We start from the raw sequence: 26612 nt of genomic DNA, 5'->3' as shown, positions 1-26612 counted from the left end.
CACAAAAACAGTCAGTCAGTCGTTGAGCAAGCGCCCGTGACGCAGCGCTTCGCGCCCCGCCACCTTGGCCAGCCAGAAACCGGGTTGGGCATAACGCAGCCGTTCAATGGCAAACAGCACCCCGGACGTACCAGCACACACCGTGCTGACCCGATCCGACAACGGATCGATCACTTCAAAAATCTCGTCACCGGCTTCGATCCACTCACCGGGTTTACGCAGGAAACTCACCACACCGGGGTGCGGTGCAAACAGCAATTCGGTGCCTTCGAACGGCAAGCCTTCGCACGCTTCTTGCGCAGGTTTTGGCCATTCGCCGCTAATCAGGCCTTGCTCGGCGAGGAACGCCAGAATGCCTTCGGCGTGAGCCACGGACTCAAGACGACCGGTATCCGCCTGACCACCTAATTCAAGGGTAGTCGCCAGACACGCCAGCGGAATCTGTGCATCCGGGAACAGGCGCGACAGACGCAACCACGGCAGCGAGCAGGCTTCGTCGAAGGAACTGCCGCCGGAATCTTCCGCGAGCAAACCCACCTTCACGTTCAAGTGCGCGGCCAACGAACGCCACTGCGGCCAGTGTTGCGGCAAGGCGTACATGTGCAGTGCCGCTTCGGCGTCGCAGTGCAAATCCAGCACCACATCGGCGGTGCAGGCGTGGCTGAGCAAGATGCGCTGCATGCCTTGCAACTGACTCGCAGCCGGTGGCAATGCAGCAAGCGCATCGCTCATGGCCTGACGGATCATCTGGATATTGGCGTGCGGATCATCACCGAGGTGCCCTGCCAGCTCAGACGCAACCGGCGCGCTCAGCTCAACGAAATCGCGGTTGAAATTCTTGCCGCTGCCGGCCTCGAAACGCCCTTGATGATTGCCCTGCAACAGTTGACCGAGACCCAGTGGGTTGGCCACCGGCACCAACTCGATCACACCGTTGAGCAAGCCTTGGGCTTCGAGCTCGGTCAGGCGCTTTTTCAGCTCCCAGGCCGTGCGCATCCCCGGCAGTTCATCGGCGTGCAGGCTGGCCTGGATGTAGGCCTTGCGCTCGCCACTGCCGAAGCGGAATACCGAAATCTGGCGTTCGCTGCCCAGGTGGCTCCACGGCAATACGTGATCGATGCGTTCCATATCAGTGCTTCCGCGGGGCCAGATAGCCCAGCCAGCGGCGCTCGGCCAGTTTGAACAGCTTCACCAGGATGAAGGTCAGGCACAGGTAGAACGCGCCGGCGGTGATGTAGGCTTCGAACGGCAGGTAGTACTGGGCGTTGACCGTGCGTGCGGCACCGGTGATGTCGATCAGGGTCACAATGGACGCCAGACTGGTGGTCTGCAGCATCATGATCACTTCGTTGCTGTACTGCGGCAGCGCCCGGCGCAGGGCCGATGGCAACAGGATGCGCTTGTACATCTTGTAGCGCGACATGCCCATCGCCTTGGCGGCTTCGATCTCGCCATTCGGGGTGGCCCGCAGGCTGCCCGCAATGATTTCGGCAGTGTAGGCGCTGGTGTTGATGGCAAAGGCCAGGCATGCACAGAACGTTGCGCTGGACAGCCACGGCCACAGGAAGCTTTCACGTACCGCTTCGAATTGCGCCAACCCGTAGTAGATCAGGAACAGCTGCACCAGCATCGGCGTGCCGCGGATCACGTAGGTGTAGAGCCAGGCGCTCATGTTGACGGCGGCGTTCTTCGACACGCGCATCAAGCCCAGGGGCAAGGCGCACAGCAGGCCGAAAAACAGCGACAGCGCGAGCAATTTGAGGGTAGTCACCAAGCCGCCGAGGTACAGCGGCAAGGCCTCCCAAATGACGTTGTAGTCGAAGATCATAGATCAGCCGCCCTTACGCCTACCGAGTAGCGCTTCTCAAGGTGACGCAATGCCAGCAACGAAACACTGGTGATGACCAGGTACATCGCCGCCACTGCGAGGAAGAAGGTGAAAGGCTCGCGGGTGGCATCTGCCGCCTGCTTGGCCTTGAACATCATGTCTTGCAGACCTACCACCGAAATCAGCGCGGTAGCCTTGGTCAAGACCAGCCAGTTATTGGTGAAGCCCGGAATCGCCAGGCGAATCATCTGCGGCACCAATACCCGGAAGAACACCTGAAAACTGCTCATGCCGTACGCCATGCCGGCTTCTGCCTGCCCCTTCGGGATCGCCATGAAGGCGCCACGGAAGGTTTCCGACAGGTACGCACCGAAGATGAAACCGAGGGTGCCGATACCGGCGGCCAACGGGTTCAGGTCGATGTAGTCGTTAAAGCCCAGCAGCGGTGCGACGCGGTTGAGCAGGTCCTGGCCGCCGTAGAAAATCAGCAGGATCAGCACCAGATCGGGAATACCGCGGATCACCGTGGAATACAGATCGCCCAGCCAGGCCAGCCAGCGAATCGGCGACAGACGCAGCGCAACGCCGATCAGCCCCAGAACAATGGCCAGGACCATGGACGACAAGGCGAGCTGAAGCGTCAGCCATGCGCCATCGAGGATGACAGCCCCGTAGCCTTTCAACATGATTCAGGTCCTCGAAAGTTGGGATGAAAAAATGGCGCAAACCTCAGAGATCCTGTTGCTTGCGCCATTTCGGACTTGTCGCCGCAGCGTATTACTTGCCGTAGATATCGAAGGCGAAGTACTTGTCCTGGATTTGCTTGTATTTGCCGTTCTCACGAATGGCGGCGATGGCAGCGTTGAGCTTGTCGAGATCAGCCTTGTCATCCTTGCGCACAGCGATACCCACGCCGTCGCCGAAGTATTTGACGTCGGTGAACGCCGGGCCAACGAAGGCGAAGCCCTTGCCAGCGTCGGTTTTCAGGAAACCGTCATCCAGCAGCGTAGCGTCTGCCACGGTGCCGTCGAGGCGGCCGGCGGCCACGTCGAGGTAAATTTCGTTCTGCGAACCGTAAGGCTTGATCTCCGCACCCAGCGGGGCCAGGACTTCGCGGGCGAAACGCTCGTGGATCGAGCCACGTTGCACGCCGATGTTCTTGCCCTTGAGCTCAGTCAGGCCTTCGCTGACTTGAGTGCCAGCCTTCATGACCAGGCGTGCCGGGGTGTTGTAGTACTTGTTGGTGAAGTCGACAGACTTCTTGCGGTCTTCAGTGATCGACATGGACGACAGGATCGCGTCGATCTTGCGCACTTTCAGTGCCGGGATCAGACCGTCGAACTCTTGCTCGACCCATACGCACTTGACCTTCATCTGCTCGCACAGAGCGTTGCCGATGTCGTAGTCGAAACCAACGATGCTGCCGTCCGGCGCTTTGGAAGCGAACGGAGGGTAAGCCGCTTCGATGCCGATTTTCAGAGGCTTTTCATCGGCGAAGGTTGGCAGCGACAGCACGGACAGTGCCAGGGCGCCAAGCAGCACGAGTTTCTTCATCTTGGGACTCCATCGGTAAAGGGCAAAAACGGCAGAGTGAGCGACAGCCCAATATGCGAGTGAGTAGAACGACAAAGCGGTTGCTGCGTCGTAGGAATCGCGTGTTGTTTTCAACACGGTCACCGACGAGCGAGTGATCGGCATTCTAACGACAGGCCCGAAGCCGATATTTCTTCAATGCGACAACAAATTACAGATGCACCGAGAAAGCCGCTTGAGCGCGTTGACAGCCCTGCAAAATCATGCAAGAGCAAAAGACAGTGAACCGATCTACGTTGCAAATTGCGGGCCTATTATTGGCAAACCCTTCTAATCCGGCAAGCTTGGCGTTATGTCTTATTTTTCCAGGGGGCTTGGGAGGCGTGGGAATGGGGTTTTGCGTTTCCCAATGCCCCGGATTGGCACGAGCGGTTACACATTCAGTTACTTGAAGGAGGATGGGTAACAGTGGGAAAGGACCTACAACTGAGTCCGATAATTATTGGCTGTTGTTTATGGGGTGCCTGACCTGATCCCATCGCGGGCAAGCCTGCTCCCACAGTGGTCTTTGTTGCTCACAAACTCCATGCCCACTAAAGATCCCTGTGGGAGCGGGCTTGCCCGCGATGGGGCCGGGGCTGCTCACGCAAAAATATCAGGCAATAAAAAACCCCACCAGGCTCACCACCTGGCGGGGTTTCATGTCTCAAGACCCGCTACTTAAGCAACGTTCATGGTCTTGTGCGTATCAATCAAATGCTGCACCACTCCCGGATCCGCCAGGGTCGAGATATCCCCCAACCCGTCGTATTCAGCCGTGGCGATCTTGCGCAGAATCCGGCGCATGATCTTGCCCGAACGGGTTTTCGGCAGCCCAGGTGCCCACTGAATCACATCCGGCGAGGCGATCGGACCAATCTCCTTGCGCACCCAGTTTTTCAGTTCCAGACGCAGCTGCTCGCTCGGCTCTTCGCCATTTTTCAGGGTGACGTAGACATAAATGCCCTGCCCCTTGATGTCGTGCGGTACGCCGACCACTGCCGCTTCGGCGACTTTCGGGTGCGCAACCATCGCGCTTTCGATCTCGGCGGTGCCCATGCGGTGGCCAGACACGTTGAGCACGTCATCCACGCGACCCGTGATCCAGTAGTAACCATCCGCATCACGACGCGCACCGTCACCGGTGAAATACATGCCGCGGAAGGTCTTGAAGTAGGTATCGACGAAACGGTCATGGTCGCCGTACAGCGTACGGGCCTGACCCGGCCACGAATCGAGAATCACCAGGTTGCCCTCGGCAACGCCCTCGATGATGTTACCGAGGTTGTCCACCAGCGCTGGCACCACACCGAAGAACGGACGCGCCGCCGAACCCGGCTTGAGTGCGTGAGCGCCCGGCAGTGGGCTCATCATGTTGCCGCCGGTTTCGGTCTGCCACCAAGTGTCGACGATCGGGCAACGGGACTTGCCGACATTCTTGTAGTACCAATCCCAGGCTTCCGGGTTGATCGGCTCACCGACCGAACCGAGCAGGCGCAGGCTGCTGCCATCAGCCCCCTCAACCGCCGCAGTGCCCGACGCCATCATCGCGCGGATCGCCGTCGGTGCGGTGTAGAGGATGTTGACCTTGTGCTTGTCGACGATCTTCGCCACCCGGGTGATGTCCGGATAGTTCGGCACGCCTTCGAACAGCAGCGTGGTCGCGCCATTGGCCAGCGGGCCGTAGACGATGTAGCTGTGACCGGTGACCCAGCCAACGTCAGCGGTGCACCAGTAGATTTCGCCCGGACGGTAGTCGAACACGCGCTCGTGGGTCATCGCCGCATACAACAGATAACCGCCGGTGGTGTGCTGCACGCCCTTAGGCTTGCCGGTCGAACCGGAGGTGTAAAGGATGAACAGCGCTTCTTCGGCGCCCATCTCTTTCGGCGCGCAGACACTGCCCGCCACTTTCATCAGGTCTTCAAACCAGATGTCGCGATGCTGGTTCCACTTGATGTCGCCACCGGTGCGCTTGCACACGATGACTTTCTGGATGCTGCTGGTTTCCGGGTTGGTCAGCGCGTCGTCGACGTTGGTCTTGAGCGGGATCTTCTTGCCGGCACGAATACCTTCGTCAGCGGTGATCACCACTTTGGATTTGCAGTCGATGATGCGACCGGCCAGGGCTTCCGGCGAGAAACCACCGAACACCACCGAGTGAATCGCGCCGATCCGGGTGCAGGCCAGCATGGCGACCACGGCTTCGGGGATCATCGGCATATAGATAGTCACCACGTCGCCGCGGTGCACATCCTGGCCGCGCAAGGCGTTGGCGAATTTGCAGACTTGTTCGTGCAACTCGCGGTAGGTGATGTTGCGGCTTTCGGAAGGGTCATCCCCTTCCCAGATGATCGCGATTTGATCGCCGCGCTCGGCCAGATGACGGTCGAGGCAGTTGTAGGAAACGTTCAGGGTGCCGTCGGCGAACCATTTGATGTCGACATGGTGATCGTCGAAGGACGTCTGCTTCACCGTGGTGAAAGGCTTGATCCAGTCGAGGCGCTTGGCTTGCTCGCGCCAGAAGCCGTCCGGGTTGACGACCGACTGCTGGTACATGGCCTTGTAGGTCGCCTCGTCAGTCAGCGTGTTAGCCAGGACCTCGGGACGAACGGGATACAGGGAAGCCGCACTCATCTTTCTTACCTCGGTGGAATAGTTGTTTTTGTATGGCCCCAGTTGTAGCCGGGCCGGGCCTATAGAACCATTCGACGATGGTAGTAACAAGCCCCTACAAAATGTCCTGAAAAGCCCGCAACCCCAACTACCACGCCTCTTTCAGGGTGTTTCAACCCCCAGTCACAATGCGGTCTGTAGCCGCTGGCGAAGCCTGCGTCCGGCTGCACAGCAGTCGAACGCAGGCTTCGCCAGCGGCTACAAGTCGTGCGTCGTCGTAGATAGATGGGGCTGTTTTCGTGGATTGTTACGAAATCTGTCAAAGGTGTTTATCAAATCCACGGCTATATGATTGAAACCCCTACGCCTAAAATCTGCCACGCCAACAAGGCAATCTGATTAACCAAGTTGCAGCCCCCACGAAGGCAGTTAATCAAACACTCCGGTACCCAAGCTCCACACGCAACCCCACAAAGGTTGCGTGACCCCATTCGACCTCTAAAAGGTAAATTTGAAATGAAAGCTTTATTAGTTCTGGCCCTCAGCAGCCTGTGCGCAACCGCCATGGCAGACGAGGTTCCGACTGATGTCGCACAGCAACAACCGGTAGTTGAGGAATACACTTACTCCACCCATCTGGACATCGCCAAAGTTGTTTCCATGAGCGAAGTACCGAATGTATGTGAAGTTGTCCCGATGAAAATGGAATACGAAGACTCCAAGGGCCAACACCATATTCTGAGCTACACCATGATGGGTAACGGCTGCTCCAATGGCTGATCATTCGCCCGCCTCTTAACGGTTCGACCCATCCGCCCCGCCCTTTCAAGGCAGATGCAGCGCCGAACCCAACACATCTACTTATACGATTGCTTTAAGCATTTATTTGCGCTTTTCAATCAAATTAGTTGGCGTAGCATTCATTCCATACCCAAGGCACCAAACGCCAACAAACCTGGAGCACGACCATGAAAACCAAACTGATCCTCGCCCTGACCCTTTCTGTCCTGGCTGCCAACACTTTCGCTGCTGACGGTTTCGACCGCACCGGCTCGGCTGCCCACACCGCACAGGCAGCTGTCGCTTCTGATGGATACGACCACACCGGTTCGGCTTCCTTTGCCGCCGATGGTGCCGATCACATCGGTGCAGGCAAGCTGGCTTCGGACGGCTTTGATCACACAGGCGCCGCCAAAGTCGCTGCTGACGGCTTCGATCGCACCGGTTCGGCCAAAGTCGCCGCCGATGGTGCTGATCACGTCGGTGCAGCACGCCTGAGCTGATCATCGAGCCTGACTTCACAGCCCGGCTTCGGCCGGGCTTAGTTGTGTCTTGAACCACCGAAAACCGATTCAAAACACAACATGTAGTGAAAAACCGCTTTTTTTGCCTATTTTTTGAACAAAAAAGTAGTGCGTCAAAATTTATGAAAAAAAATCTGCACCGGCGATATCCAGCCAAAGCCCTATAAACCCTCGCTCCGACCGAAAAACCTGCCTTCTCGTCCGCTCCATGCGCGGATTCGCCCCACCACGGCCGCAAAAATTTCCCTATAATGCCGGCTTAAACGGGCCTGCAATATTCCCTTACAGGGATAACAGCCAGTCTGAAGCCCACGCCGACGTCCTCACCGATTTCTGCGCCCCTCAGAGGCTCTCGGAACCCCGTACAAAATTATGTTTATTTGCCTGCGTGTACCGCTGCAAAAAACGCTATCCAACGCGGCCAGTACGGCCGTGTGAAAAACAACCGATCAGTTTTCACACGGGCATCTGGCCCTCACGCAGGAGACGACACGTCATGCTGAGCTGGGACGAATTCGACAAAGAAGACAGCGGCGAAGCCGTGGTAAAAGGCGCTAACGCCGGCCACGCGACCGAAGCCAACATGGACCGACTCGACACCGCTGGTGGTGTCGCCGCTCAAGAAGCTCGCGCCGTTACCGCGAACGACTCTGCCGCCATCGCCCGTGCCAAAGCTGCCCTGGACACCCTCGACGTCGCCGAAGGCCTCGCCGAACTCGAAGGCGCCTCTGCTCGCGTCGCTGTCGACGAAAAGCGCATGATCAACTGCCGCGCCGACCTCAACCAACTTGTACCGTTCAAGTACGACTGGGCCTGGCAGAAGTATCTGGACGGTTGCGCAAACCACTGGATGCCGCAAGAAGTCAACATGACCGCCGACATCGCCCTCTGGAAAGACCCGGAAGGCCTGACCGACGACGAGCGTCGCATCGTGATGCGCAACCTCGGCTTCTTCTCCACCGCCGACTCCCTGGTTGCCAACAACCTGGTCCTGGCCGTGTACCGCCTGATCACCAACCCGGAATGCCGCCAGTACATCCTGCGCCAGGCCTTCGAAGAGGCGATCCACACCCACGCCTACCAGTACTGCATCGAATCGTTGGCCATGGATGAAGGCGAGATCTTCAACATGTACCACGAGATCCCATCGGTCGCGAAAAAAGCCACCTGGGGCCTCAAATACACCCGTTCGATCTCCGATCCGAAGTTCGAAACCGGCACCGTCGAAACCGACAAAGAACTGCTGCGCAACCTGATCGCCTACTACTGCGTTCTGGAAGGCATCTTCTTCTACTGCGGCTTCACCCAGATCCTCTCCATGGGCCGCCGCAACAAAATGACCGGCGTCGCCGAGCAGTTCCAGTACATCCTGCGCGACGAATCCATGCACCTGAACTTCGGCATCGACGTGATCAACCAGATCAAAATCGAAAACCCACACCTGTGGGATGCCGAGATGAAGGAAGAAGCTTCGCAGATGATTCTGCAGGGCACTCAGCTGGAGATCGAATACGCACGTGACACCATGCCTCGCGGCGTGTTGGGCATGAACGCGGCGATGATGGAGGACTACCTGAAGTTCATCGCTAACCGTCGTTTGTCGCAGATTGGGTTGAAGGAAGAGTATCCGGGGACTACGAATCCGTTCCCTTGGATGAGCGAGATTATGGACTTGAAGAAAGAGAAGAATTTCTTTGAGACTCGCGTGATCGAATACCAAACCGGTGGTGCGCTTAGCTGGGATTGATTTCCGAGCTCACCGCGATTTGACGATTGCCGTCTGAATCGACAAATCTGAAAAGCAAAAGCCCCGATCTGATCGGGGCTTTTTTATGAGTGATGGGTAGTCCTTTTCCATCCCTACACCACAACGCAAAATCTCCTACATCACTTGCAGCCGTATCCGCATTGATGCCAGCTCAAAGCACCTCTAAGCTCCATTGCAGGTGCCTAAGAAACGCCCAACGTAGAAAGCTTTGCCAATCACTCAGAGATGCAATCACCTTAAGGTGGATTGTCGTTTGGAGGTGTGATGGCGTGGCACGTTGGGATTTCTTTAGTCCATTCTACGTTGGGTTCAGGCCCTCAAAAATCTAAACGTAGAGGTCATGGATATGCCTAAACTTTATCGACAGCTTGCTCTCGAAACCCTGGAGATCAGCGATGTCTGATCCCTTCTCTGTAACTGTTTTCTCCCGCCACAACCTCACCCTCCACGCCCTCCTCCTGGAAAATCAGCCCTGGTTTTGCGCCCGCGATTTCGGTCGGTTAATGGGTTTTCATCTGAATGATCGGGTGGTCAGCAAACTCGACGAAGATCAGCGGAATACGTTGTTGATTGAATACTACGGGCAAGCGGAAAGACGGCTGATGCTCAGCGAGTCCGGCGTGTATGCATTGTTGGTATATCACTACACGCCGGGGAATAGGCTGTTGCGGGGGTGGCTAACTCATCAAGTGGTGCCGGCATTACGCGATTCAAGCCAATCAAAGAATACGGATCGACCCATGCTGAGTTTGTTGGATTGGCCGGAAATGTCGTTGAGTCTGTTGCATTGGCAGGATGAAGGCTGGATTCGGCTGCGGGATATGCCTTATCTGTTGCTCAATCGCACACGGCGGCGGGTGCCGGTGGTGAAGCCTTGGTGGCGGAAGGTTTTGGAGTTGTTTCAGTCTTCAAAGCATTCGGTGGGTTAGCCTTTGTAGGACCAACCGAAAGAAGCGCCGGTCTTATCTGTAGGAATTTTCGTAGACAGTCGTAATGGCCACTCAGTATCGTCCGAGGGTATTCAGCCCTCGGCGATTGTATGGACACGGAAAAGAGCAACAGCGATTGGACTGACATTGAGATTCAGGCTGCGGTCGATGCCTATCTCAACATGTTGTCCCGCGAGCAGAGCGGTCAGAAAGTCGTTAAGACTGAGGAGAACCGCATCCTACGTGAGGGAGCCTTAGCCGGTCGGACCAAAGGGTCGGTTGAGTTTCGGATGCAGAACATCTCTACCGTGCTGGAGGAGTTGGGTCGAGATCGCATTGCAGGTTACAAACCCGCCAAGAATGTCGGCGCGAATGTTGCGCGAAGCATTCGAGAAGCGCTCAACGCTCCAAGTACGTTGACCCCTGAGGATTTTGTCCCGACAGCGGACGAGGCAACGCTGGAACAGCGATCTGCCAAACTCGAGAAACAACCGATTAAAGACGTGCCGAAAGGGATTGAGAGACCAGAACAGACTCAGTCCAGCGGAAAGTCTTTTGTTCGCGATCCTGGGGTGAGAGCTTGGGTTCGCCAGCAGGCTAACGGTAGATGCGAAGGCTGTGGCGAGCCCGCTCCGTTCGAAAAGGATGGCAGGCCGTTTCTTGAGGTCCATCACGTTAAGCATTTAGCACAGGACGGTTCGGATCGTCCGAGTAATGCCGTGGCCCTGTGCCCGAACTGTCATCGACGTTGTCACCACTCGGGTGACCGGGATGAGTTCACTGCCTCACTGTTCCAGAAGGTGGAACGGTTGAAGTTTGAGTGATTGGGCTTGGAGAACTTCATCGGCACATGTGCACGAAGACAGCCAGCCGTAAGGATTGCGCTGCCCTCCCGATAAAAAGAGAAAACGCCTAGAGTCATCAAGGACTCGTCCTACAGCCACGATCAGCCACGTTCGTTAACGTCGCGCAGCTCCTTTTCCAGGGCTGCCGATGGATGAACGAAAGGATGATCAGTGGCTGGCAACAAGGACATTCCGCGGATTAAGAATCCGCCCTCCGGTGATGGGCATCACGTCACCTACCGTTACATGACGGCCACCGAATTGGCCGAGCGGGACGCAAGGCAAAAAGCCTACGAGGCCATGCTGGGCAGGCAAGACGCCTTCGAACGCAGCCGTCAGGTCATAGCGGAAAAGCAAAGGCCGCCACAAGCGGGATGTGTCTTCGCCAAGTCCTGCAACCTGCCGGACGCCATCATCGATTACTCGAATCCCTCAGGGATGGTGCCGACCGATAGCCTGAAAGACTACGGTGACCTGATTCTGCTGGGTGCTCGCCAAGCGGATGAATCAGGCGCTATGCCACTGAAGAGGATCAGTGGCACAGCGATTCCCGTCGGTTTTGGCTCCCTCGCCTTGGCCGGCTCGGCATTCGCCGCTGTCCCCGCCGCAGCCGCAGGCACCGTCGCAGCGGCGCTGGTTGGTCTCGTAGCGTTGGTCACACCCTCGAATCTGGGCGACAGCTCGCTTTACACCGAAGACCAACTCCGTGCGCTCAAACAGGCCCGTACCCGCGTTCGCCTGCGGGTCGAGCAACAGACTGACGGCAGCCTCAAGGGATACGCTTTCTACACCGGCAAAAATCGCGATTGGGAAATGGTTGATGTCGCGCAGTTCACAATGCGTGGCAGCCAGCAGGTGGCTGACCTGGGCGACGGCATTGAACTGATCTGGACACCGGCTGTAGAGGGTTCCGACATCCTGGGCATTCCGGCGCTGGAGGCTGCCCCGCAAGCACCGCATATCTGGGTTTACCCTCCAACGAAAGCGGCTGACAGTATCATCGTGAACCCGGTTTATCCGCCGGAGTACAAGGATTTCATTCTTGTGTTTCCGGCTGATTCGGGGGTAAGGCCGGTCTATGTCGTTGTCAGTATTTCTCATCATTACTACCCGAAGCCACATACCTTGCCGGCCTTCCCGGATGCAAAATGGGCCCCAGGCAAAACCCGCATGAAGGGCGGGGGCCTACGTCCTCGTTGGAAGGATAAAAAAGGCACAATTTACGAATGGGACTTCCAGCACGGCGCAGTGGAGAAATACAACAAACGCGGAAAACACTTGGGCGAGTTTGATCACGCATCAGGCAATCAGACAAAACCTGCAGACCCAACGAGGACGGTAGAGCCATGAAGCACACGGTGATGGGTATAAATGAGGGAGACGACTTTGCTTCTTATGAGAACGTGCTCGCGATCAAAAGCGAGGAGCTCGCGGTATTGATGGGCTGGAAGGATCAAGAGGACTACGTGTATGACTACCAATTGACGAAGGATCAAATTACAGCCATTGAACAGGCCTGCTCGGTTTCGTTTCCATCCGATCTCATTCTTTTTTTAACCACCAGTCAAAATTGACGTGTGATGGGTTAACCGTGTTTTGAAAGTCACACAATCGAGTCTGGGCGACAGCTCGCTTGGAAGACCAACTCCGTTCGCTCAAACAGGCCCGCATCCGAGCTCCGTTTGAAAAGGCTCTAAAACGTTGTTACCCAGCCTAAGCCGATGGCCACCCATGCTCCCTCGTTCACTTGTTCATCATCTCGCTATGATGTGCGTCGCCTTCCATCGCGTCCTTGCCATGGTCGGAAAGCTGGGCATCAAACCACTGGTGAAGCGCCGCTACCAAGGCTGGATCCGAGGTCTTGAAGGCCAATTCGGCTCCGCCTTCGATGTCTTTGTAGGTGATCGCCATTTGCCCAGGCTTGGCCGCTTTCAGGTCCGCCAGGCCAGGCATGTCTTGGCCATGGATGTGCGCCGGGCCTGAGAAGTCGCCCTTGAGAAACCGCTCGCGGATGTCTTGAAGGTGCTGGCGAACCCACTGCACTTGGGCAGCATCCGCAGGCTGTTTGGCGACCACTTGCTGAATGCCGCCTTCGGCGGTCTTGGTGAAGACATGGGTCGTCGCTGCGAGACTGAACGGCATGACATCCTTGCCGCGACCTGCAACCTCGGCTTGCCGTTGTGCGTCATCGTTCGAATGGTTCGTGGTCTGAGCGTAAAGGTTCGCAGCAAGCGCCGAGAGAACGATTGAGGCGATGGCGGTTTTTAGCACGGTCTTTCTCCGATGTGGGAAGGGCGTTAAGCCGATGCTGACGCGTCAATCCAGCAGGCGCTTGAGCGCTGCGACCCCAACAGGTGGCTCCGCCGTCCAGGGCACCACGATGACATCGTGGCTGGTTTGGCCTGCAACCCGCGCCATCTGCTTGCGCTCACTGTCCAGGCGCGCTCGCAGCAGCGGGTCATCGGTGTCTGTCGCCAATAGAGACTTATTGACCACCCAGGCAAACGGTTCGATTTTGGCCCTGCGCAAGTCATCCTGCAGTGCCGCCGCCTGAGACACCGGTGTGGCTTCGGGCAGCGTCACCAGGATGATTTTGGTGTAGTGCGCATCTTGCAGGCGCATCAAAGGCGTGACGATGTGGTCCGAGGCGCCGTTGAATTCCCGAACCATCTGGCGGTGATAGGCGCCTGTGGCATCCATCAATAGCAGTGAGTGACCCGTGGGGGCGGTATCGAGCACCACGAACGACGTTCTGGCTTGAGCAACCACGCGGGAGAACGCGTGGAAGACCGCGACCTCTTCGGTGCAGGGGGATCGTAGATCCTCGATGAGCAAGGCTATTTCATCGTCCGTCAGGGTCGGCGCGCGGGAGGCCACGATCTTGTCCACGTATTTTTGGGTCTCGACCTTGGGGTCGATGCGGCCAACGTCGAGCCCTTGCACATCGGCGTTGAGGGTCGCCGCCAGATGCGCCGCAGGGTCCGTGGTGCTCAGGTGCACTGACTTGCCGTGCTGCACCAGACCCAGGGCGATGGCGGCGGCAATGGTGGTTTTGCCTACTCCCCCTTTACCCATGACCATGATCAACCCGCGTTCGTCATTCGCAAGCTCAGCAACCAGTTCCGAGAGGGTGTGATGCTCCAGGGGTGAGCGCGTTTGTGTTGCAGCCGTTGTTGGCCTGGCAAGTTCCGGGGAAAGCAGACCGCGGAGCGCGGGCAAGCCAACGGAATCTATAGCCTTGAGCGAAATGTAGTCGGCTGAAAGCTGGCGCAGCGACGTGGGCATCTCGTCGAGCGCCTGCTGGCCGATCGCTTCGATGGCGGCTGCGATCGGGTCATTCAAGTCGCTGCGTTTGAACACAGCGTTCACCACTAAACGCTGGTTTTCCAGACCCAACTCACGGAGCTCGTCGGAGGAACGCGCGGCCTCGCCCAGTGCGCCTTTGTCAGGGCGAGCCACTAGCACGACGGTGGTCAGGGCTGGATTGTTGAGCGCCGCCAACGCCTGATTGAAAAGTTGCTCCTGCATTTTCAACCCCGAGTGCGGCCCCAGGCATGACGCACCACGATCATTGCCTTCCAAAAATCCGCTCCACGCTTTGGGCAGGCTCAACAACCTGAGCGTGTGCCCCGTGGGTGCGGTATCGAACACCACATGATCATAGGCCGCGCCGCCCTGTGACAGGAGATGGGAGAACTCATCGAACGTTGCGATTTCGGTCGTGCACGCTCCCGAGAGTTGCTCACGCACCAGAGCAATATCTTGATCGCTGGCCTGGGAGCCCATTTGCTCGACCACCCGGGCCCGGTAGTCGATGGCAGCGGTCCCGGGGTCGATGTTGAGCACGAACATTCCAGGCACATTCGGTACCGCTACAGGCTGATTGCTCAGCTCGACACCGAGCATCTCATCAAGGTTCGAGGCCGCGTCTGTGCTGACCAGCAGCACCTTCTTGCCTGCATCAGCCAAGGCGATTGATACCGCTGTGGAAACCGACGTTTTGCCAACCCCGCCCTTGCCAGTGAAGAACATATATTTGGTGGGTTGAGCGAGCAGTTTGATGGTGGACTGCATGGCACGCTAGCCTCGCTGCGGAGCACAATTGAGGCTCAGAGTTTAGACCGATGTTCAGCACATCCAACTTTATCTGGAAAACAGTCAGTGCAACCCGCCGCAGCTCCCGCTATTAATACCCTTCCCCACTCAAGGACCCGAGCCTGCCATGAAATTCGACCTCGCCTATTGCCTCAGCCTCGACGACAAGCTGTCGATCTATGACGTGCGCGATCTGAATTTCGACGAAACCATGGCGTTCGACTCCGCCAAAGAGCACTTCCAGTGCCCCAACGATGCCTGTCGCTTGGCGTTCGATGCGGCCAATGTGCTGACAACCTTCAACGCCAAAAACGTGAATTACGTCCGCACTCCGCACTTCAAGAACACCCCCGGCACCCGGCACATGGCAGATTGTCCTTATGCCAGTCTCAAAGCCTCGGCGTCTGGTGTGGACGCGGACGGTGCGGAAACGGATGACAGTCGCGAGGAGCATTTCCCGTCGGAGTTGTTACTGACCCGGCGTCAGTATGTGCGTCAACCATCGAACCCGGCGGGGACGGCGGATGAAGTTCGAGACATCCCGAAAACCGTTTCGGCGGACCATCACACAGAACACCCGACCCGCGAATCAGCACCCGACAAGACCAGTGTCTTCGCCCACCCGGTGGAATGTTTTGTGTCGAACTTCGAGGACAAGGACCTGCTCAAGCGCATGCCGCTGAAGATTGGCGAGCACACGGCGCCTTATGGGTCGTTCTTCAAGAAGATCGAATACCTGACGGACAACAAGGGGCTGATTTACTGGGGCAAGATCAAGGAGATCAAGGATTACACCCAGAGCTTTCGCATCGATTTCGAACAGAAGGTCTGGTTCAAGCAGGCGGATGAGGCGAAGAAGAAGCCGTATTCAGTCAACGTTTACCTGAGCAAGAAGTTGATCGATAACTACCGCAAGCGCAAAGCGTTTCTGGAAGAGATCAAGCACGCCATCGAGAGCGGCAAGGATCTGTATTGCTTCTTTTATGGCGTGACGCCGGAGTTGAAGCAGGTGCCGAGCAAGAAAAACCCCGAGCAGACGTTCGGGGTGTTCAGTGCGAATATCGAGAACCTGGATCACTTTAATATTCGGGAAGCGCCGGGGTTGGCGGGTACGCAATCAGGGCAGCTGTAGCGCAACGCCGCCGGGGTGTTGCTTGATCAGGCTATACGGCAGGACACCCCAGCCCACATTTCCACACACTGCGGCCACGTGAGGAAAGGACGGATCTAACTTGATCCCCTGCTCGGTGAAATACCAGGAAGGAAAACTCCAGCGGTCCTCGTCATCGTAGTCGCAGTCGTCGTCCCCTTCTGGCGTGACCGTCATTTGATTGGGATAGAGATTAAGCAATTGAGCCACCAGCCACGGCGCCAGCTCTTTGCCGCGGTAATCAGAATAGGCACTGAATGACTCAGACGAAGAAATGTAGGCGTCGTAGTTTTCCTCGTAGTGCAGCGGTTTTCCCTGTCCCACCCACAGCACGTCATCAAGCGTCAGAGATTGGCCCGTTTTAGCATCCAGGTTGAGTGAGTCATTGACCTGATCCGGGTAAGCACCGCCACAGAAGTACTCGGTTGAGACACGGACGCTCATGACGTTCGGCGTCATCCACAGAGGCTGGCTCGTCTGTGCGTAGTAGGCGTCAGCGTAGTTAGCGAAGCATCCGTAATACCCCACAACCTCCTGCCACAAACGGCCCATCAATTGCTGATTGATACGCTTACGCTCCTCAGCGTTGTAGCCCGAAACCACTTCAAACAGCTCGGCTTTAGATTGTGGGTCGCGCCACCATTGCAGCGTGTAACCCATGAAGGTTTCAGTCTTGCCTTGTGTAAGCTTCATACCCTGCAAGCGTAGGTATTCATAAGGCGCCTTGTCGTGAAGCCTGGCGAGATAGGGCAAGGTGTCGGCGGGAATCTGAGGAAGGTTCGCTGGCTGCAGATCAATCTTCAAGACTTTGCCTTTAGGGCTAGTCCATTCTCCGGACCAGCCGCTGGACTTTGGTTGTAAGCGAATTGTCGGAAAAGGTTTGTGCTCTCCATATCGCTGGTCACCCTCTTCCAGCACAAGTGCTTTTCCTTCCTTTGAGCCACTAAGCACCAAGTCCTTGCGGTACTTTTGGTAAAAGTAACGACCCTCACTGCCATCGGCGCTCACCTCCAGCACAATCGGCATTTTTCCCAGAGTCCCGGTATAGACCTGCCTGCCGCTGTCGGCCCACAACATCGTAGAAAACGTGGAGCACACCAATACGACAATGCCAGCAAGACGAAACAGTCCTTTAAACATCAAATCATCCTTGAATGCAGCAAGTATTGGCTCGCAAGAAAGAGCGGCGGATTATGGCGAACCCGTGTTCGAGAATCGATAAAAAGCTGACTTGATAACGATCAGCTCAGGCACATGCTGACCATCACCAACACCAGCAACCCCACATAGACCTGCGCATGCACCCGATCCGGTATCCGCCCGATCCACGGTGTGGCCAACCGAATCCCCACCAACGATCCCATCGTCAACACCGCAAACGCCAGCAGATCCACATAGCCGATAAACCACGGCCCCAGATCAAACTCAGCAAACCCCGCCATCGCCATGTAAGTCAGCGTCCCGGCCAACGCCACCGGCAGGCTCAACGGATTGGCCATGGACGTCGCCTGACTCATGCTCAGCCCGCACCGTCGCAACAACGGTACGGTCATGACGCTGCCACCCACGCCGAGAAACGTTGCGATCACGCCGATTCCTGCGCCACCACCCGACACTTCTGCCCTCCCCAATCGTCGTGGGATTGCGGTGTCGGACGCTGTCAGAAAACCACGTCGGAACAGGCAATCCACAATGGTCACGCCCAGGTACGCGATGAAGGCATAACGAATCACCTCACCACTTACCCACATCGCGGCGAGCGCTCCGAGGATTGCGCCCAGGCCGATGAACCCGCCCAGCGGCCACACATAATGACGAACGAGATTGCCGGCGCGACGGTGTTTGCCAGTGGCGATCAGTGCGTTGACGATCATCACACAGGTCGAAGTCGCCACGGCAATGTGCATCGCCGAATGGCCTATGGGATCGTCGGCGCCATGGCTGGCGGTGAGCATGCGGTAGAGCAATGGCACGACGACGAAGCCGCCGCCAAAACCGAACAACACCGCAGTGACGCCAGTCATGCACCCGAAAAATGCCAGCAGGAGATAAAACATTGCGCGTCGTCCGTTGGTTGAAAGCGGTCGACGATAGAGCGATGCGCCTTGGCCTGCTTCAGCAAGTCAGCCAATAATGTTCGCGTTTACGCCAACTGCTGGAAGCCGCTCGATGCGCAATGTTTCGATTGATCTACTGGATGACACGCCTCGCCCGGTGGTGGCGATCGGCACGGATTATTCCCACGGCCATGTGTTGCCTCGTCATACACATCGGCGGGCGCAGTTGTTGTATGGCGCCACCGGGGTGATGCAGGTCAGCACGCATGACGGCAATTGGGTGGTGCCGCCACAGCGGGCGGTGTGGATTCCGGCGGGGGTGGAGCATGAGGTGTTGATGCTGGGGGTCAGCACGCGCAGTTTGTACATCGAACCTGGTGCGGTTCACCTGGGGTCGCGTTGCCAGGTGATCAATGTGTCGCCGTTGATGCGGCACTTGTTGATGGAGGCGGTGGAGATCCCGCTGGTGTACGACGAGGCCGGGCGCGATGGCGCGCTGATCGACTTGCTGCTGCATGAACTGGCGCGCAGTGCTCACTTGCCGCTGCACATTCCTTTACCGGTCGATGCGCGGTTGCTGGGGTTGTGCCAAGGCTTTTTGCAGCGGCCCGATGCGCATCAATCGCCGCAGCAATGGGCCGATCAATTGCACATCAGCTTGCGCACGTTCAATCGGCTGTTCCGCCAGCAGACTGGCCTCAGTTTCAGCCAATGGCGCCAGCGGGCCTGTGTGGTGTTGGCCCTGGCGCGGTTGGCGGCGGGGACGCCGGTGACGCGGATTGCGCTGGATTTCGGTTATGACAGCCCTGCGGCATTCTCGACCATGTTTCGCCGCCTATTGGGGCAAGCACCGTCCGTCTGGATGGAGGGGGCGACATAGCAAAAATCAAAAAATGAGTTTGATCCGGGCGCAAAACAACTGTACAAAACAACAGTACTTTTTTGGATTAGCACTCTCGAGCCCGGAGAACACCATGGCCTCTATTGCGATGAAAATCACCCTGGAACGTATCGCCCTTTTCCAATTCACCCCGGCCCATTGCGCCCAGGCCCGAGCGATGCTGGGTTGGAGCGTGGAAGAGCTTTCGGAGGAATCCGGTGTCTCCGTGGACGCCATTGTGCGATTCGAGGCCGAACGCGATGTGCTGGATGTCACCCGGCTGGCGTTGGCGTATCGGTTTGAATCGGAAGGCCTGGTGTTCTTCCCCGGATTTGCGCCGGGTCGAGGGATGAATGTGAAAGGGTCGACGCCTGATCCGGTGGGTCGGGCGGACTACGCGATGGTTGAGTGAGGAGTCAGCAGATGAATGGAATCAATGAATGCGACAGGCGCGGTCATCCGTCTTTGGGTGATATCGATGCGGGGCAGATGAGGGCAAAGGCCGAATACCTCATGAAGATTGGCATGCTGCTGGATATCGGTCAGTTGGGCAAGGCGGAAGCGGCGCAAAGGCTGGGGCTGTCAGCCGGGGAGCTGGATGAAATTCTCGGTGGGAACGTTCGCGATCTGACAGTGGCGAAGATTGTGGGCCGCTCCATGGCGAGCGGCCCGACGGTGGAGGATCAGGCGTTCTGATGCCTGACTTGATCACGCTGAAATGACCGTTCCCGTTGAGACCCTACTGCTCTTCAAAAGCCGGATTCTGGCGTTCTAACGATGCTTGCTCATAGCTGTAAGCCAGCGCCAGCAGTTGGGGTTCACTCCAGCGCTGGCCGAAAAAGAACACAGACGTCGGCTGCCCATCACTGCTCATGCCCGACGGGACGGTAATGGCGGGGTAACCGGCGACGGCGGCGCTGAATTGCGAGTAGCCATCGGCATCGGCGAACAATGCGTCCAGGTGATGTTCAGTCATTTGCTCATCAATGGCAGCCTTGAAACTGGCATTGAGGATGCCGAACATCTCGGCGGCCTGCGAGGGGGTCATGTCCAGTTCGTTGATGTCGTTCAGCATTTGCTGCCCGTAGCCTTCGGCGCCCGGGTTAAGTTCGTTGAAGTCGATCAACTGTTGAAGCGTCTGAATCGGCAAGCCTGAACGACTGGCCAGGTACTCGGGCAGTTCATGTTTCATGCCTGCCATGAGGGCGTTGAAGTAGCCATCGATATCAGGCAGTCGAAGTGTCAACGGCACCAGGGTCGCGCCTTGCTCTTCCAGTGTGGCCAGGGCCATCAGGAATTCAAAACCAGGTCGAAGAACAGTGCCGTTCGTGCCGACGTACTCAGTCGGGTAACCGATTCTTTTGCCTTGCAGCGCCTCGGTGGTAAGCAGCGCGGTGTAGTCAACGCCGACGGGGGCATCGCGGGTGACCGGGTCACTGGCGTCAACGCCTTGCAGGGCATTGAACATCAGCGCGGCATCGCGGACGGTCCGAGAGAGCGAGCCCGGCGTGTCTTGCAGACGTGTGATGGGAATGATGCCCGATCGGCTGAACAGACCCAACGTAGGCTTCACGCCCACCACGCCATTGGCCGAAGCAGGGCACGCGATGGAACCGTTGGTTTCGGTCCCCATGGCTAACGGTGCAAAACCGGCGGCAACACCGGCGGCTGATCCCGAGCTGGAACCGCAGATTTCGCCGTTCAACACGTGGGGATTTTTACCTTGGCCACCTCGACCACTCCAACCGTGGGGCAAGCCCATTTCCCGGACGTAAGCCCATTCGCTCATGTTGGTTTTGCCGAGAATGACGGCACCTGCGTCACGCAGCTGTTGGACCACAAACGCGTCGTTCGCAGCAGGCTGACCGACCATGGCCAAAGAACCCGCGCTCGTTTGCATCTGGTCCGCCGTGTCGATGTTGTCCTTGAGCAGAACGGGGATGCCGTGCAGCGGGCCACGCACTTTTCCGTCCTGACGCTCTTGGTCCAAGGCGCTGGCAATGTCGATGGCCTGGGGGTTGAGCTCGATAATCGCGTTGATCGACGGCCCTTGCTTATCCAGCGTGTGAATGCGCGCCTGCAAATATTCCACCAGGGCGACTGAGGTGAGTTCGTTACGCGCCATTCGCTCGGTGAGCTCGCTGACGCTCGCATATTCGAGCGGCTGGGCAGTGACGGAGGCGTTGTTGTCTGCCAATGCAGGCCCGGAGACCGATAGCAGAATGATCTGCGCCAGCGCCGTCATGCGGTTTTTTAAAATGTCCTTCATTTACAGCATCCTTGTTATGGCTAATCACGGGCGAGTCATTTCACCCGCCGCACAGCCTACCGAAATCGTAGGAAACGGCTGTCAGTCACAAGGAGCTGTCAATGTAGGAAACGTCACCCTGACTTGTAGCCGCTACAAGCCAAACGCCCTTCTTCCTTCACCGTACTTTCCATTTCCGACCACCATGCGGCCCCTCGCTGTGGGTACATGATGTTAAACGCCTCGCCCATTTGCGGCGTAGTGATCGACACATTGCGCTCCCAGGCCAACGCCAAAATCCGGTCGAAGGGCTCGAACCAGGGGTGCATCGACAAGTCGAAGGTGCCGTTGTGAATGGGCAGTAGCCAGCGTCCTTTGAGGTCGATGTGTGCCTGCAGGGTTTCTTCCGGCTGCATGTGAATGTGCGGCCATTCAACGTTGTAGGCGCCGGTTTCCATCAGCGTCAGGTCGAACGGGCCGTACTGTTCGCCGATGCGTTTGAAGCCGTCGAAATAGCCGCTGTCGCCGCTGAAGAAGACCCGAGTGTCGCCGTCGATCATCACCCACGAGGCCCAAAGGGTGCTGTTGCCGTCGAACAAACCGCGCCCGGAAAAGTGTTGTGAAGGGGTGGCGATGAACTGGATGCCGTCGACCTCAGTGCCCTGCCACCAATCGAGTTGGCGCACTTTGCCGGCCTCCACGCCCCATTTGATCAGCGTGTCGCCGACGCCCAGCGGGGTAAGGAAGTACTTGGCCTTGTCCGCCAGTTTGAGTACCGCGCGATAGTCGAGGTGGTCGTAGTGATCGTGAGACAGGATCACCGCTTCAATCGGCGGCAATTCTTCCAGGCTGATCGGCGGCTGGTGGAAGCGCTTGGGGCCGGCCCATTGCACGGGTGAAGCGCGCTCGGCGAAGACCGGGTCGGTGATCCAGAATTTGTCCCGCAGCTTCAGCAGGACGGTGGAGTGGCCGAGGCGGTAGACGCTGTGGTTGGGCGCTGCGATCAACGCCGCCTGGGTCAGGGCTTGTACCGGCACTGAGGCCGCTGGGCGGCTATTGCGCGGTTTGTGGAAGATCATGCTCCACATGATGCGCAGCATTTTGTGAACGCCTTCACGTTGCACGGGCACATGGTTTTGAAAGCGCCCTAGTGCCTGATGAGAAGCTTCAGGCGTAGGGGCGTTATCCGCAGCGGAAGTAGAAGTGGCCATGACTGAGTGACTCCAGAAAAACCGCAAGATGGCAGTTCTTCACGGTGGGACGATAAATGGCCAAAGCACGCACGCATCAGCCGGAGATCTATTTTTCGCTGGGCAGGATTAACAAAACGTTACACTGCACAGTGTAGTTTCTAGGTTGCATCAAAGCCGATGACAAGTAAACTACCGAGTGTAACTTTCCTTTGCCTCTTGCCGAAGCGTACTTATGACAGCTCCACAGCGCCTCACCGACCGAAAACGTGCAGCCATTATCCAGGCGGCGATTGTCGAATTCCGTGCCAACGGTTTCGATATCACCAGCATGGACAAGATTGCCGCCACTGCCGGCGTGTCGAAGCGCACGGTGTACAACCACTTCCCGAGCAAGGAAGAGTTGTTTGCCGAAATCCTCAATCAATTGTGGGCGCGGGTACTGTCAGATCAGGAAACGTCCTACCGCCCTGACCTGCCCTTGCGCGACCAGATGCGCGTGATGTTGCAGGCGAAAATGCAGACGCTCGGCGATGACAATTTTCTCGACCTGGCGCGGGTGGCCATCGCCGCCACGATTCATTCGCCCGAGCGTGCGCAGAACATGGTCGCCAGAATGGGCCAGCGTGAAGAAGACCTGACCGTGTGGATTCGCACGGCACAGGCCGATGGTCGATTGAAACCGGTCGACCCCGCGTTTGCCGCCCAACAGATTCAGGGGATGCTCAAGTCCTTTGCGTTCTGGCCACAGATTTCCATGGGGTTGCCGGGGCTGTCACCGCAGATGCAGACCACCGTGGTGGAGTCGGCGCTGGACATGTTTCTGGCCTGTTATCAGGTCTGCGAAAAATGACACGGTCCCGCCCTTCCCCTGCAGGGCTCAGCGCTCAATAAATCAGTGCAATGTGTTTCAGAATGAAACTGGCGTGGGGGCTATAGTGAGCGTCAGTCCCAGCGCCATGCAGAGAGCATCATGACCACCCCAACCGCTGATAAAAAACCCGTCGTCGATCATTTACGCTTCCATCGCGCTCACGCCCACCTCGCGCCTACTTTCGGCAACGACAAATTTGCCCTGCGCGCCGAAGCCTTCGCGCGGTTCTTCGGCACGCCGACCTTTCTCGGGGCGCAGACGCTGATCGTGGCGGTGTGGATATGCCTCAATATCTTTGGCGTGACCCATTTCGACGTCTACCCGTTCATCCTGCTCAACCTGGCGTTCAGCCTGCAAGCGGCTTACGCCGCCCCACTGATTCTGCTGGCCCAGACCCGTCAGGCGGCGCGTGACAAAGCGCAATCCGATGCCGATGCGCAACACCGTGAGGCCATCGCCGTGGCCAACAGCGAACGTCAGGCCGAAGCTGCAAAAAACAACGCGCAATTGATGGAGTTGCTCGAACAAAACACCCGGCTCACCGAGATGACCAAGACCCTCACCGAGCGCATTGAAAACCTGACCTCGGAAATGCATCAGCACTTCGTGCGCAAAGAGCCGCCCAAGGTTTAACGCGCGCTCAAGGCAATCGCAGCGCCTGCCCCAACTCATCAAACAGCGTCACCACAGAGCGCAATGCGCGGCAGTCTGGACGGGTCAGCAGCCAGAGCGCGGTGTCGTAACCGTCCAGAGGAGCGGTCAGTGGCTGCAACGTGTCGCCGATCAAAAAGTCCGGCAAGGCCGCCACCCCTAACCCGGCCCGCACCAGCTCGGTCACTGACAGCATACTGTTGCAGCGATAGGCCGGCGTGACGCCCGGCAAGTGCTGACGCCGCCAGGCAACGGTGGGATGGTCAGGCAGGAAATCGTCAGGCGCGATCCAGGTCAGCGAAGCCAAATCTTCAGGGTCGACAGACTTCAGATACCGCTGACTGGCGCACACCCGATAGGAAATGTCCGCCAGACGTCGACCAACCAAATGCTCGGGCGGTGTGCGCGTCAGGCGCAACGCGATGTCAGCATCGCGGCGGCTGAGGTTGGCGAAGTCGTTGGAGGTGCTCAGCTCAATGGTTAGTGCCGGGTAGGACGGCATGAACTGCGCCAGCGCCGGCAGCAGCAACCCTTGCAGGACCGAATCGGTGCAGGTCAGGCGAACAGTGCCGCTGATGACTTCCCCGCCCTGCTCCACCCCGATTCGCGCCGCGTCCAACGCTTGTTCTGCGCGCTCGGCCTGCTCGGCCAAGGTTTGCGCGAGCGTCGTCGGCAAATACCCGGCGCGGCTCTTTTCGAACAGTTGTTGCCCCAATGCCGCTTCCAGTCGGCGGACGGCGCGAAACACCGTTGAAACGTCGACTTTCAGCAAGTTCGAAGCCCTGGACAGCGAACCGCCACGCACCAGCGCGAGGATCAGGGCCAGGTCGGGATAGTCCAGCCGATAGTGCGTCGCTGCATTGATCATTTGGAATAACGCCAATATTGAGTGCGTGAACGCCAATCTATAGTGGCTGCCAGGAATCAACAAGCCGAGAGAGCACTCATGGAAACCCCCTTAATCCGCATCGCCCTGATCGGCGACTACGACCCTCAAATCACCGCCCACCAAGCCATTCCCGTCGCCCTTGGCATGGCTGCCGAAGAGTTGAAGCTGGACGTGCAATTCCAGTGGCTGGCCACTGACCAGATCAACGCCGACACACCGCTGCAAGGTTTCGAGGGTTTCTGGTGCGTGCCCGGGAGTCCTTATCGAGACATGGACGGGGCGTTACGGGCGATCCGCTTTGCCCGAGAGCAGCAACGGCCGTTCCTCGGCACCTGTGGCGGGTTTCAACATGCGGTTTTGGAGTACGCCCGCCATGTGTTGGGCTGGGAAGATGCCGAACACGGCGAGACGCATCCTGATGCCGCACGGGCGCTTCTGACCCCGCTGACCTGTTCGCTGGTAGAAGCGGTGGACAGCATTCATCTGGCTGTAGGTTCGTTGATCGCCAAGGCGTACGAAACGACTGCCATACGCGAAGGCTATCGCTGTCGCTTCGGTGTGAATCCTGAGTTTGAACGAGCGCTATTGGTCCAGCAGCTGCACGCCGTTGGCCATGATTCCCAAGGGGACTTGCGGGCGGTTGAGCTCAAGGGACATCCGTTCTTTGTCGCCACGTTGTTCCAGCCGGAACGTGCAGCGCTCAAGGGCGTTCTGCCGCCGCTGGTCCGCGCTTTCATCAAGGCTTGTGTGAGGTAGAAACCATGACGACGCCTTACTACGCGGTGATTTTCACCTCCCGGCGCACTGAAGGTGATCACGGTTACGCCGAGGCCGCCGAACGCATGGTGGAACTGGCTCGTGAGCAGCCGGGGTTTCTGGGTGTGGAATCAGCTCGGGGCGAGGATGGGCTCGGGATTACGGTTTCGTATTGGGCCAGTGAAGCGGCGATTCTGGCGTGGAAACATCATCCCGAGCACAGTCAGATTCGTGAGCGTGGGCGGTCGACGTGGTATGCGGAGTGTCAGACGCGGGTGTGCAGGGTTGAGCGGGATTATCGGTTTCAGCTCTGAGCGTTGTGGTGTCCTTTTGGACGCCATCGCGAGCAGGCTCACTCCTACAGGGGAACGCGTTTCAACTGTAGGAGTGAGCCTGTTCGCGATGAGGCCAGCCAAGGCTCCGCAAACCTTCAACCCCGGACAAGACTCCGCACCGCCGCAATCTGCGGCACGTCCCGCCGCTGCATATACACCCGCAACGGCTCGGTGATGTTGATGCGGTCATCAATATTCTGATCCAGCAGCAACTGAATCAACTCACGCTTGAGCGTCATGACCGGCCCCGGCCCTGGCGCCCAGACAAACTCGCTCACCGGAATGATGCCGTCATCGGCCACGTCCATGCCGAACGCGTCTTCGCTGAATCGAACGATGTAATGACCCGTCTTGCGATTGAGGCCGACGAAGCCGTTGAGTTGGTCGGCAGCCTGGCAGATGAGTTCGGAAGTGATGCGCATATAAACCTCACAAAAAGGTCGTTAACGACCGGTGATCGATGGTTTACACGCAAGGAAATCGACGCGGGTTTCCCTCTGCCGGGGAAACTGCCGCGGCCAAGAGTACTGCAAAGCAGCGCACACCGGCGCTGAAAAAATGAGCTTTAAACACGTTTATGTCGGTCTGGCGATAGCGCGAGCGGCGCTCAGTTGTTAAAAGGGAC

28 protein-coding genes are annotated in these 26612 nt (G+C 57.8%); 15 read left to right on the top strand and 13 right to left on the bottom strand.

Annotation, left to right across the window (positions count from 1 at the left end; all coding sequences use genetic code 11):
• Positions 1-15 precede the first annotated feature (15 nt).
• From D882_RS0114540 to acs, 5 genes are all read right to left on the bottom strand, one after another.
• Complete coding sequence (locus D882_RS0114540; RefSeq protein WP_027923924.1) at positions 16-1128, bottom strand: M14 family metallopeptidase; 1113 nt, start codon at positions 1126-1128, stop codon at positions 16-18.
• Between the two features lies 1 nt (position 1129).
• Positions 1130-1828, bottom strand: coding sequence for an ABC transporter permease (locus D882_RS0114535; RefSeq protein WP_027923923.1), 699 nt, complete (start codon positions 1826-1828; stop codon positions 1130-1132).
• Positions 1825-2514, bottom strand: a complete 690-nt coding sequence (locus D882_RS0114530; protein ID WP_027923922.1) for an ABC transporter permease — start codon at positions 2512-2514, stop codon at positions 1825-1827. Before D882_RS0114530 ends, D882_RS0114535 begins: the two co-directional genes overlap by 4 nt.
• Before the next feature lie 91 nt (positions 2515-2605).
• On the bottom strand, positions 2606-3382 hold the full coding sequence (locus D882_RS0114525) for an ABC transporter substrate-binding protein (protein WP_027923921.1): 777 nt from the start codon (positions 3380-3382) through the stop codon (positions 2606-2608).
• Between the two features lie 699 nt (positions 3383-4081).
• Positions 4082-6037, bottom strand: coding sequence for an acetate--CoA ligase (acs, locus tag D882_RS0114520; RefSeq protein WP_027923920.1), 1956 nt, complete (start codon positions 6035-6037; stop codon positions 4082-4084).
• A 495-nt stretch (positions 6038-6532) separates the two neighbouring features.
• Here acs and D882_RS0114515 point away from each other — a divergent pair, with 495 nt between their 5' ends.
• The 7 genes from D882_RS0114515 (at position 6533) to D882_RS0114485 (ending at position 12436) form a co-directional block, all read left to right on the top strand.
• Positions 6533-6796 (top strand): DUF2790 domain-containing protein, encoded by a 264-nt coding sequence (locus tag D882_RS0114515; RefSeq protein ID WP_027923919.1) that lies wholly within the window; start codon positions 6533-6535, stop codon positions 6794-6796.
• A gap of 188 nt (positions 6797-6984) precedes the next feature.
• Positions 6985-7299 (top strand): hypothetical protein, encoded by a 315-nt coding sequence (locus tag D882_RS0114510; protein WP_027923918.1) that lies wholly within the window; start codon positions 6985-6987, stop codon positions 7297-7299.
• A 517-nt stretch (positions 7300-7816) separates the two neighbouring features.
• The gene (locus D882_RS0114505; RefSeq protein WP_007943877.1) at positions 7817-9067 is read left to right on the top strand and encodes a ribonucleotide-diphosphate reductase subunit beta; all 1251 of its coding nucleotides are present in this window, start codon (positions 7817-7819) and stop codon (positions 9065-9067) included.
• 416 nt (positions 9068-9483) lie between these two features.
• On the top strand, positions 9484-10017 hold the full coding sequence (locus D882_RS0114500) for a Bro-N domain-containing protein (RefSeq protein ID WP_027923917.1): 534 nt from the start codon (positions 9484-9486) through the stop codon (positions 10015-10017).
• Positions 10018-10127: 110 nt separating this feature from the next.
• Entirely contained in the window at positions 10128-10841 is a 714-nt protein-coding gene (locus D882_RS0114495; RefSeq protein WP_027923916.1) for an HNH endonuclease, read from the top strand.
• A gap of 192 nt (positions 10842-11033) precedes the next feature.
• The gene (locus D882_RS0114490; protein WP_027923915.1) at positions 11034-12212 is read left to right on the top strand and encodes a colicin E3/pyocin S6 family cytotoxin; all 1179 of its coding nucleotides are present in this window, start codon (positions 11034-11036) and stop codon (positions 12210-12212) included.
• Positions 12209-12436, top strand: a complete 228-nt coding sequence (locus D882_RS0114485; RefSeq protein ID WP_027923914.1) for a hypothetical protein — start codon at positions 12209-12211, stop codon at positions 12434-12436. The genes D882_RS0114490 and D882_RS0114485 overlap by 4 nt, the downstream gene beginning before the upstream one ends.
• Positions 12437-12605: 169 nt before the next feature.
• On the opposite strand, the gene D882_RS0114480 is transcribed toward D882_RS0114485, so the two are convergent.
• Together D882_RS0114480 and arsA are read right to left on the bottom strand one after the other, a co-directional pair.
• Complete coding sequence (locus D882_RS0114480; RefSeq protein WP_197622296.1) at positions 12606-13004, bottom strand: aspartate carbamoyltransferase; 399 nt, start codon at positions 13002-13004, stop codon at positions 12606-12608.
• Between the two features lie 174 nt (positions 13005-13178).
• Positions 13179-14936, bottom strand: a complete 1758-nt coding sequence (gene arsA, locus D882_RS0114475) for an arsenical pump-driving ATPase (RefSeq protein WP_027923912.1) — start codon at positions 14934-14936, stop codon at positions 13179-13181.
• 148 nt (positions 14937-15084) lie between these two features.
• Between arsA and D882_RS0114470 the strand changes: the two genes are divergently transcribed.
• The gene (locus D882_RS0114470) at positions 15085-16089 is read left to right on the top strand and encodes a hypothetical protein (RefSeq protein ID WP_027923911.1); all 1005 of its coding nucleotides are present in this window, start codon (positions 15085-15087) and stop codon (positions 16087-16089) included.
• Here the strand turns inward: D882_RS0114470 and D882_RS0114465 are convergent.
• Both D882_RS0114465 and D882_RS0114460 read right to left on the bottom strand, forming a co-directional pair.
• Positions 16075-17247: a hypothetical protein gene (locus D882_RS0114465; RefSeq protein ID WP_027923910.1), complete on the bottom strand. Its 1173-nt coding sequence runs from the start codon at positions 17245-17247 to the stop codon at positions 16075-16077. The genes D882_RS0114470 and D882_RS0114465 overlap by 15 nt on opposite strands.
• A 101-nt stretch (positions 17248-17348) precedes the next feature.
• The gene (locus D882_RS0114460) at positions 17349-18164 is read right to left on the bottom strand and encodes a sulfite exporter TauE/SafE family protein (RefSeq protein WP_027923909.1); all 816 of its coding nucleotides are present in this window, start codon (positions 18162-18164) and stop codon (positions 17349-17351) included.
• Positions 18165-18276: 112 nt separating this feature from the next.
• Between D882_RS0114460 and D882_RS0114455 the strand changes: the two genes are divergently transcribed.
• The 3 genes from D882_RS0114455 to D882_RS0114445 all read left to right on the top strand — a co-directional run bounded on the left by D882_RS0114455 (position 18277) and on the right by D882_RS0114445 (position 19740).
• Positions 18277-19044 (top strand): helix-turn-helix transcriptional regulator, encoded by a 768-nt coding sequence (locus D882_RS0114455; protein WP_027923908.1) that lies wholly within the window; start codon positions 18277-18279, stop codon positions 19042-19044.
• Positions 19045-19138: 94 nt separating this feature from the next.
• Positions 19139-19456, top strand: a complete 318-nt coding sequence (locus D882_RS0114450) for a helix-turn-helix transcriptional regulator (RefSeq protein ID WP_027923907.1) — start codon at positions 19139-19141, stop codon at positions 19454-19456.
• An 11-nt stretch (positions 19457-19467) separates the two neighbouring features.
• Entirely contained in the window at positions 19468-19740 is a 273-nt protein-coding gene (locus D882_RS0114445; protein WP_155953731.1) for an XRE family transcriptional regulator, read from the top strand.
• 43 nt (positions 19741-19783) lie between these two features.
• Here the strand turns inward: D882_RS0114445 and D882_RS0114440 are convergent, their stop codons facing one another.
• On the bottom strand, positions 19784-21313 hold the full coding sequence (locus D882_RS0114440) for an amidase family protein (protein ID WP_027923905.1): 1530 nt from the start codon (positions 21311-21313) through the stop codon (positions 19784-19786).
• Positions 21314-21426: 113 nt separating this feature from the next.
• Complete coding sequence (locus D882_RS0114435; protein WP_027923904.1) at positions 21427-22503, bottom strand: MBL fold metallo-hydrolase; 1077 nt, start codon at positions 22501-22503, stop codon at positions 21427-21429.
• A 214-nt stretch (positions 22504-22717) separates the two neighbouring features.
• Here D882_RS0114435 and D882_RS0114430 point away from each other — a divergent pair, with 214 nt between their 5' ends.
• Both D882_RS0114430 and D882_RS0114425 read left to right on the top strand, forming a co-directional pair.
• Complete coding sequence (locus D882_RS0114430; protein ID WP_027923903.1) at positions 22718-23335, top strand: TetR/AcrR family transcriptional regulator; 618 nt, start codon at positions 22718-22720, stop codon at positions 23333-23335.
• 120 nt (positions 23336-23455) lie between these two features.
• Positions 23456-23989: a DUF1003 domain-containing protein gene (locus D882_RS0114425; RefSeq protein ID WP_027923902.1), complete on the top strand. Its 534-nt coding sequence runs from the start codon at positions 23456-23458 to the stop codon at positions 23987-23989.
• Positions 23990-23996: 7 nt separating this feature from the next.
• Here D882_RS0114425 and D882_RS0114420 read toward each other — a convergent pair whose 3' ends face one another.
• Positions 23997-24938 carry a LysR family transcriptional regulator gene (locus D882_RS0114420; protein ID WP_081743962.1) on the bottom strand — a complete coding sequence of 314 codons (942 nt, stop codon included), beginning with the start codon at positions 24936-24938 and terminating at the stop codon, positions 23997-23999.
• A 15-nt stretch (positions 24939-24953) separates the two neighbouring features.
• Between D882_RS0114420 and D882_RS0114415 the strand changes: the two genes are divergently transcribed.
• Both D882_RS0114415 and D882_RS0114410 read left to right on the top strand, forming a co-directional pair.
• Positions 24954-25652 (top strand): CTP synthase, encoded by a 699-nt coding sequence (locus D882_RS0114415; RefSeq protein WP_027923900.1) that lies wholly within the window; start codon positions 24954-24956, stop codon positions 25650-25652.
• Between the two features lie 5 nt (positions 25653-25657).
• Positions 25658-25966 (top strand): antibiotic biosynthesis monooxygenase, encoded by a 309-nt coding sequence (locus D882_RS0114410; RefSeq protein ID WP_027923899.1) that lies wholly within the window; start codon positions 25658-25660, stop codon positions 25964-25966.
• Positions 25967-26082: 116 nt separating this feature from the next.
• Here the strand turns inward: D882_RS0114410 and D882_RS0114405 are convergent, their stop codons facing one another.
• The gene (locus tag D882_RS0114405) at positions 26083-26409 is read right to left on the bottom strand and encodes a DUF2025 family protein (RefSeq protein ID WP_027923898.1); all 327 of its coding nucleotides are present in this window, start codon (positions 26407-26409) and stop codon (positions 26083-26085) included.
• Between the last annotated feature and the right edge of the window lie 203 nt (positions 26410-26612).

Source organism: Pseudomonas sp. URMO17WK12:I12 (genome assembly GCF_000514395.1).
Classification (GTDB): Bacteria; Pseudomonadota; Gammaproteobacteria; order Pseudomonadales; family Pseudomonadaceae; genus Aquipseudomonas; species Aquipseudomonas mucoides.
Note: the sequence above shows the minus strand (reverse complement) of the source record. Positions and strands in the feature narration are given on the sequence as shown.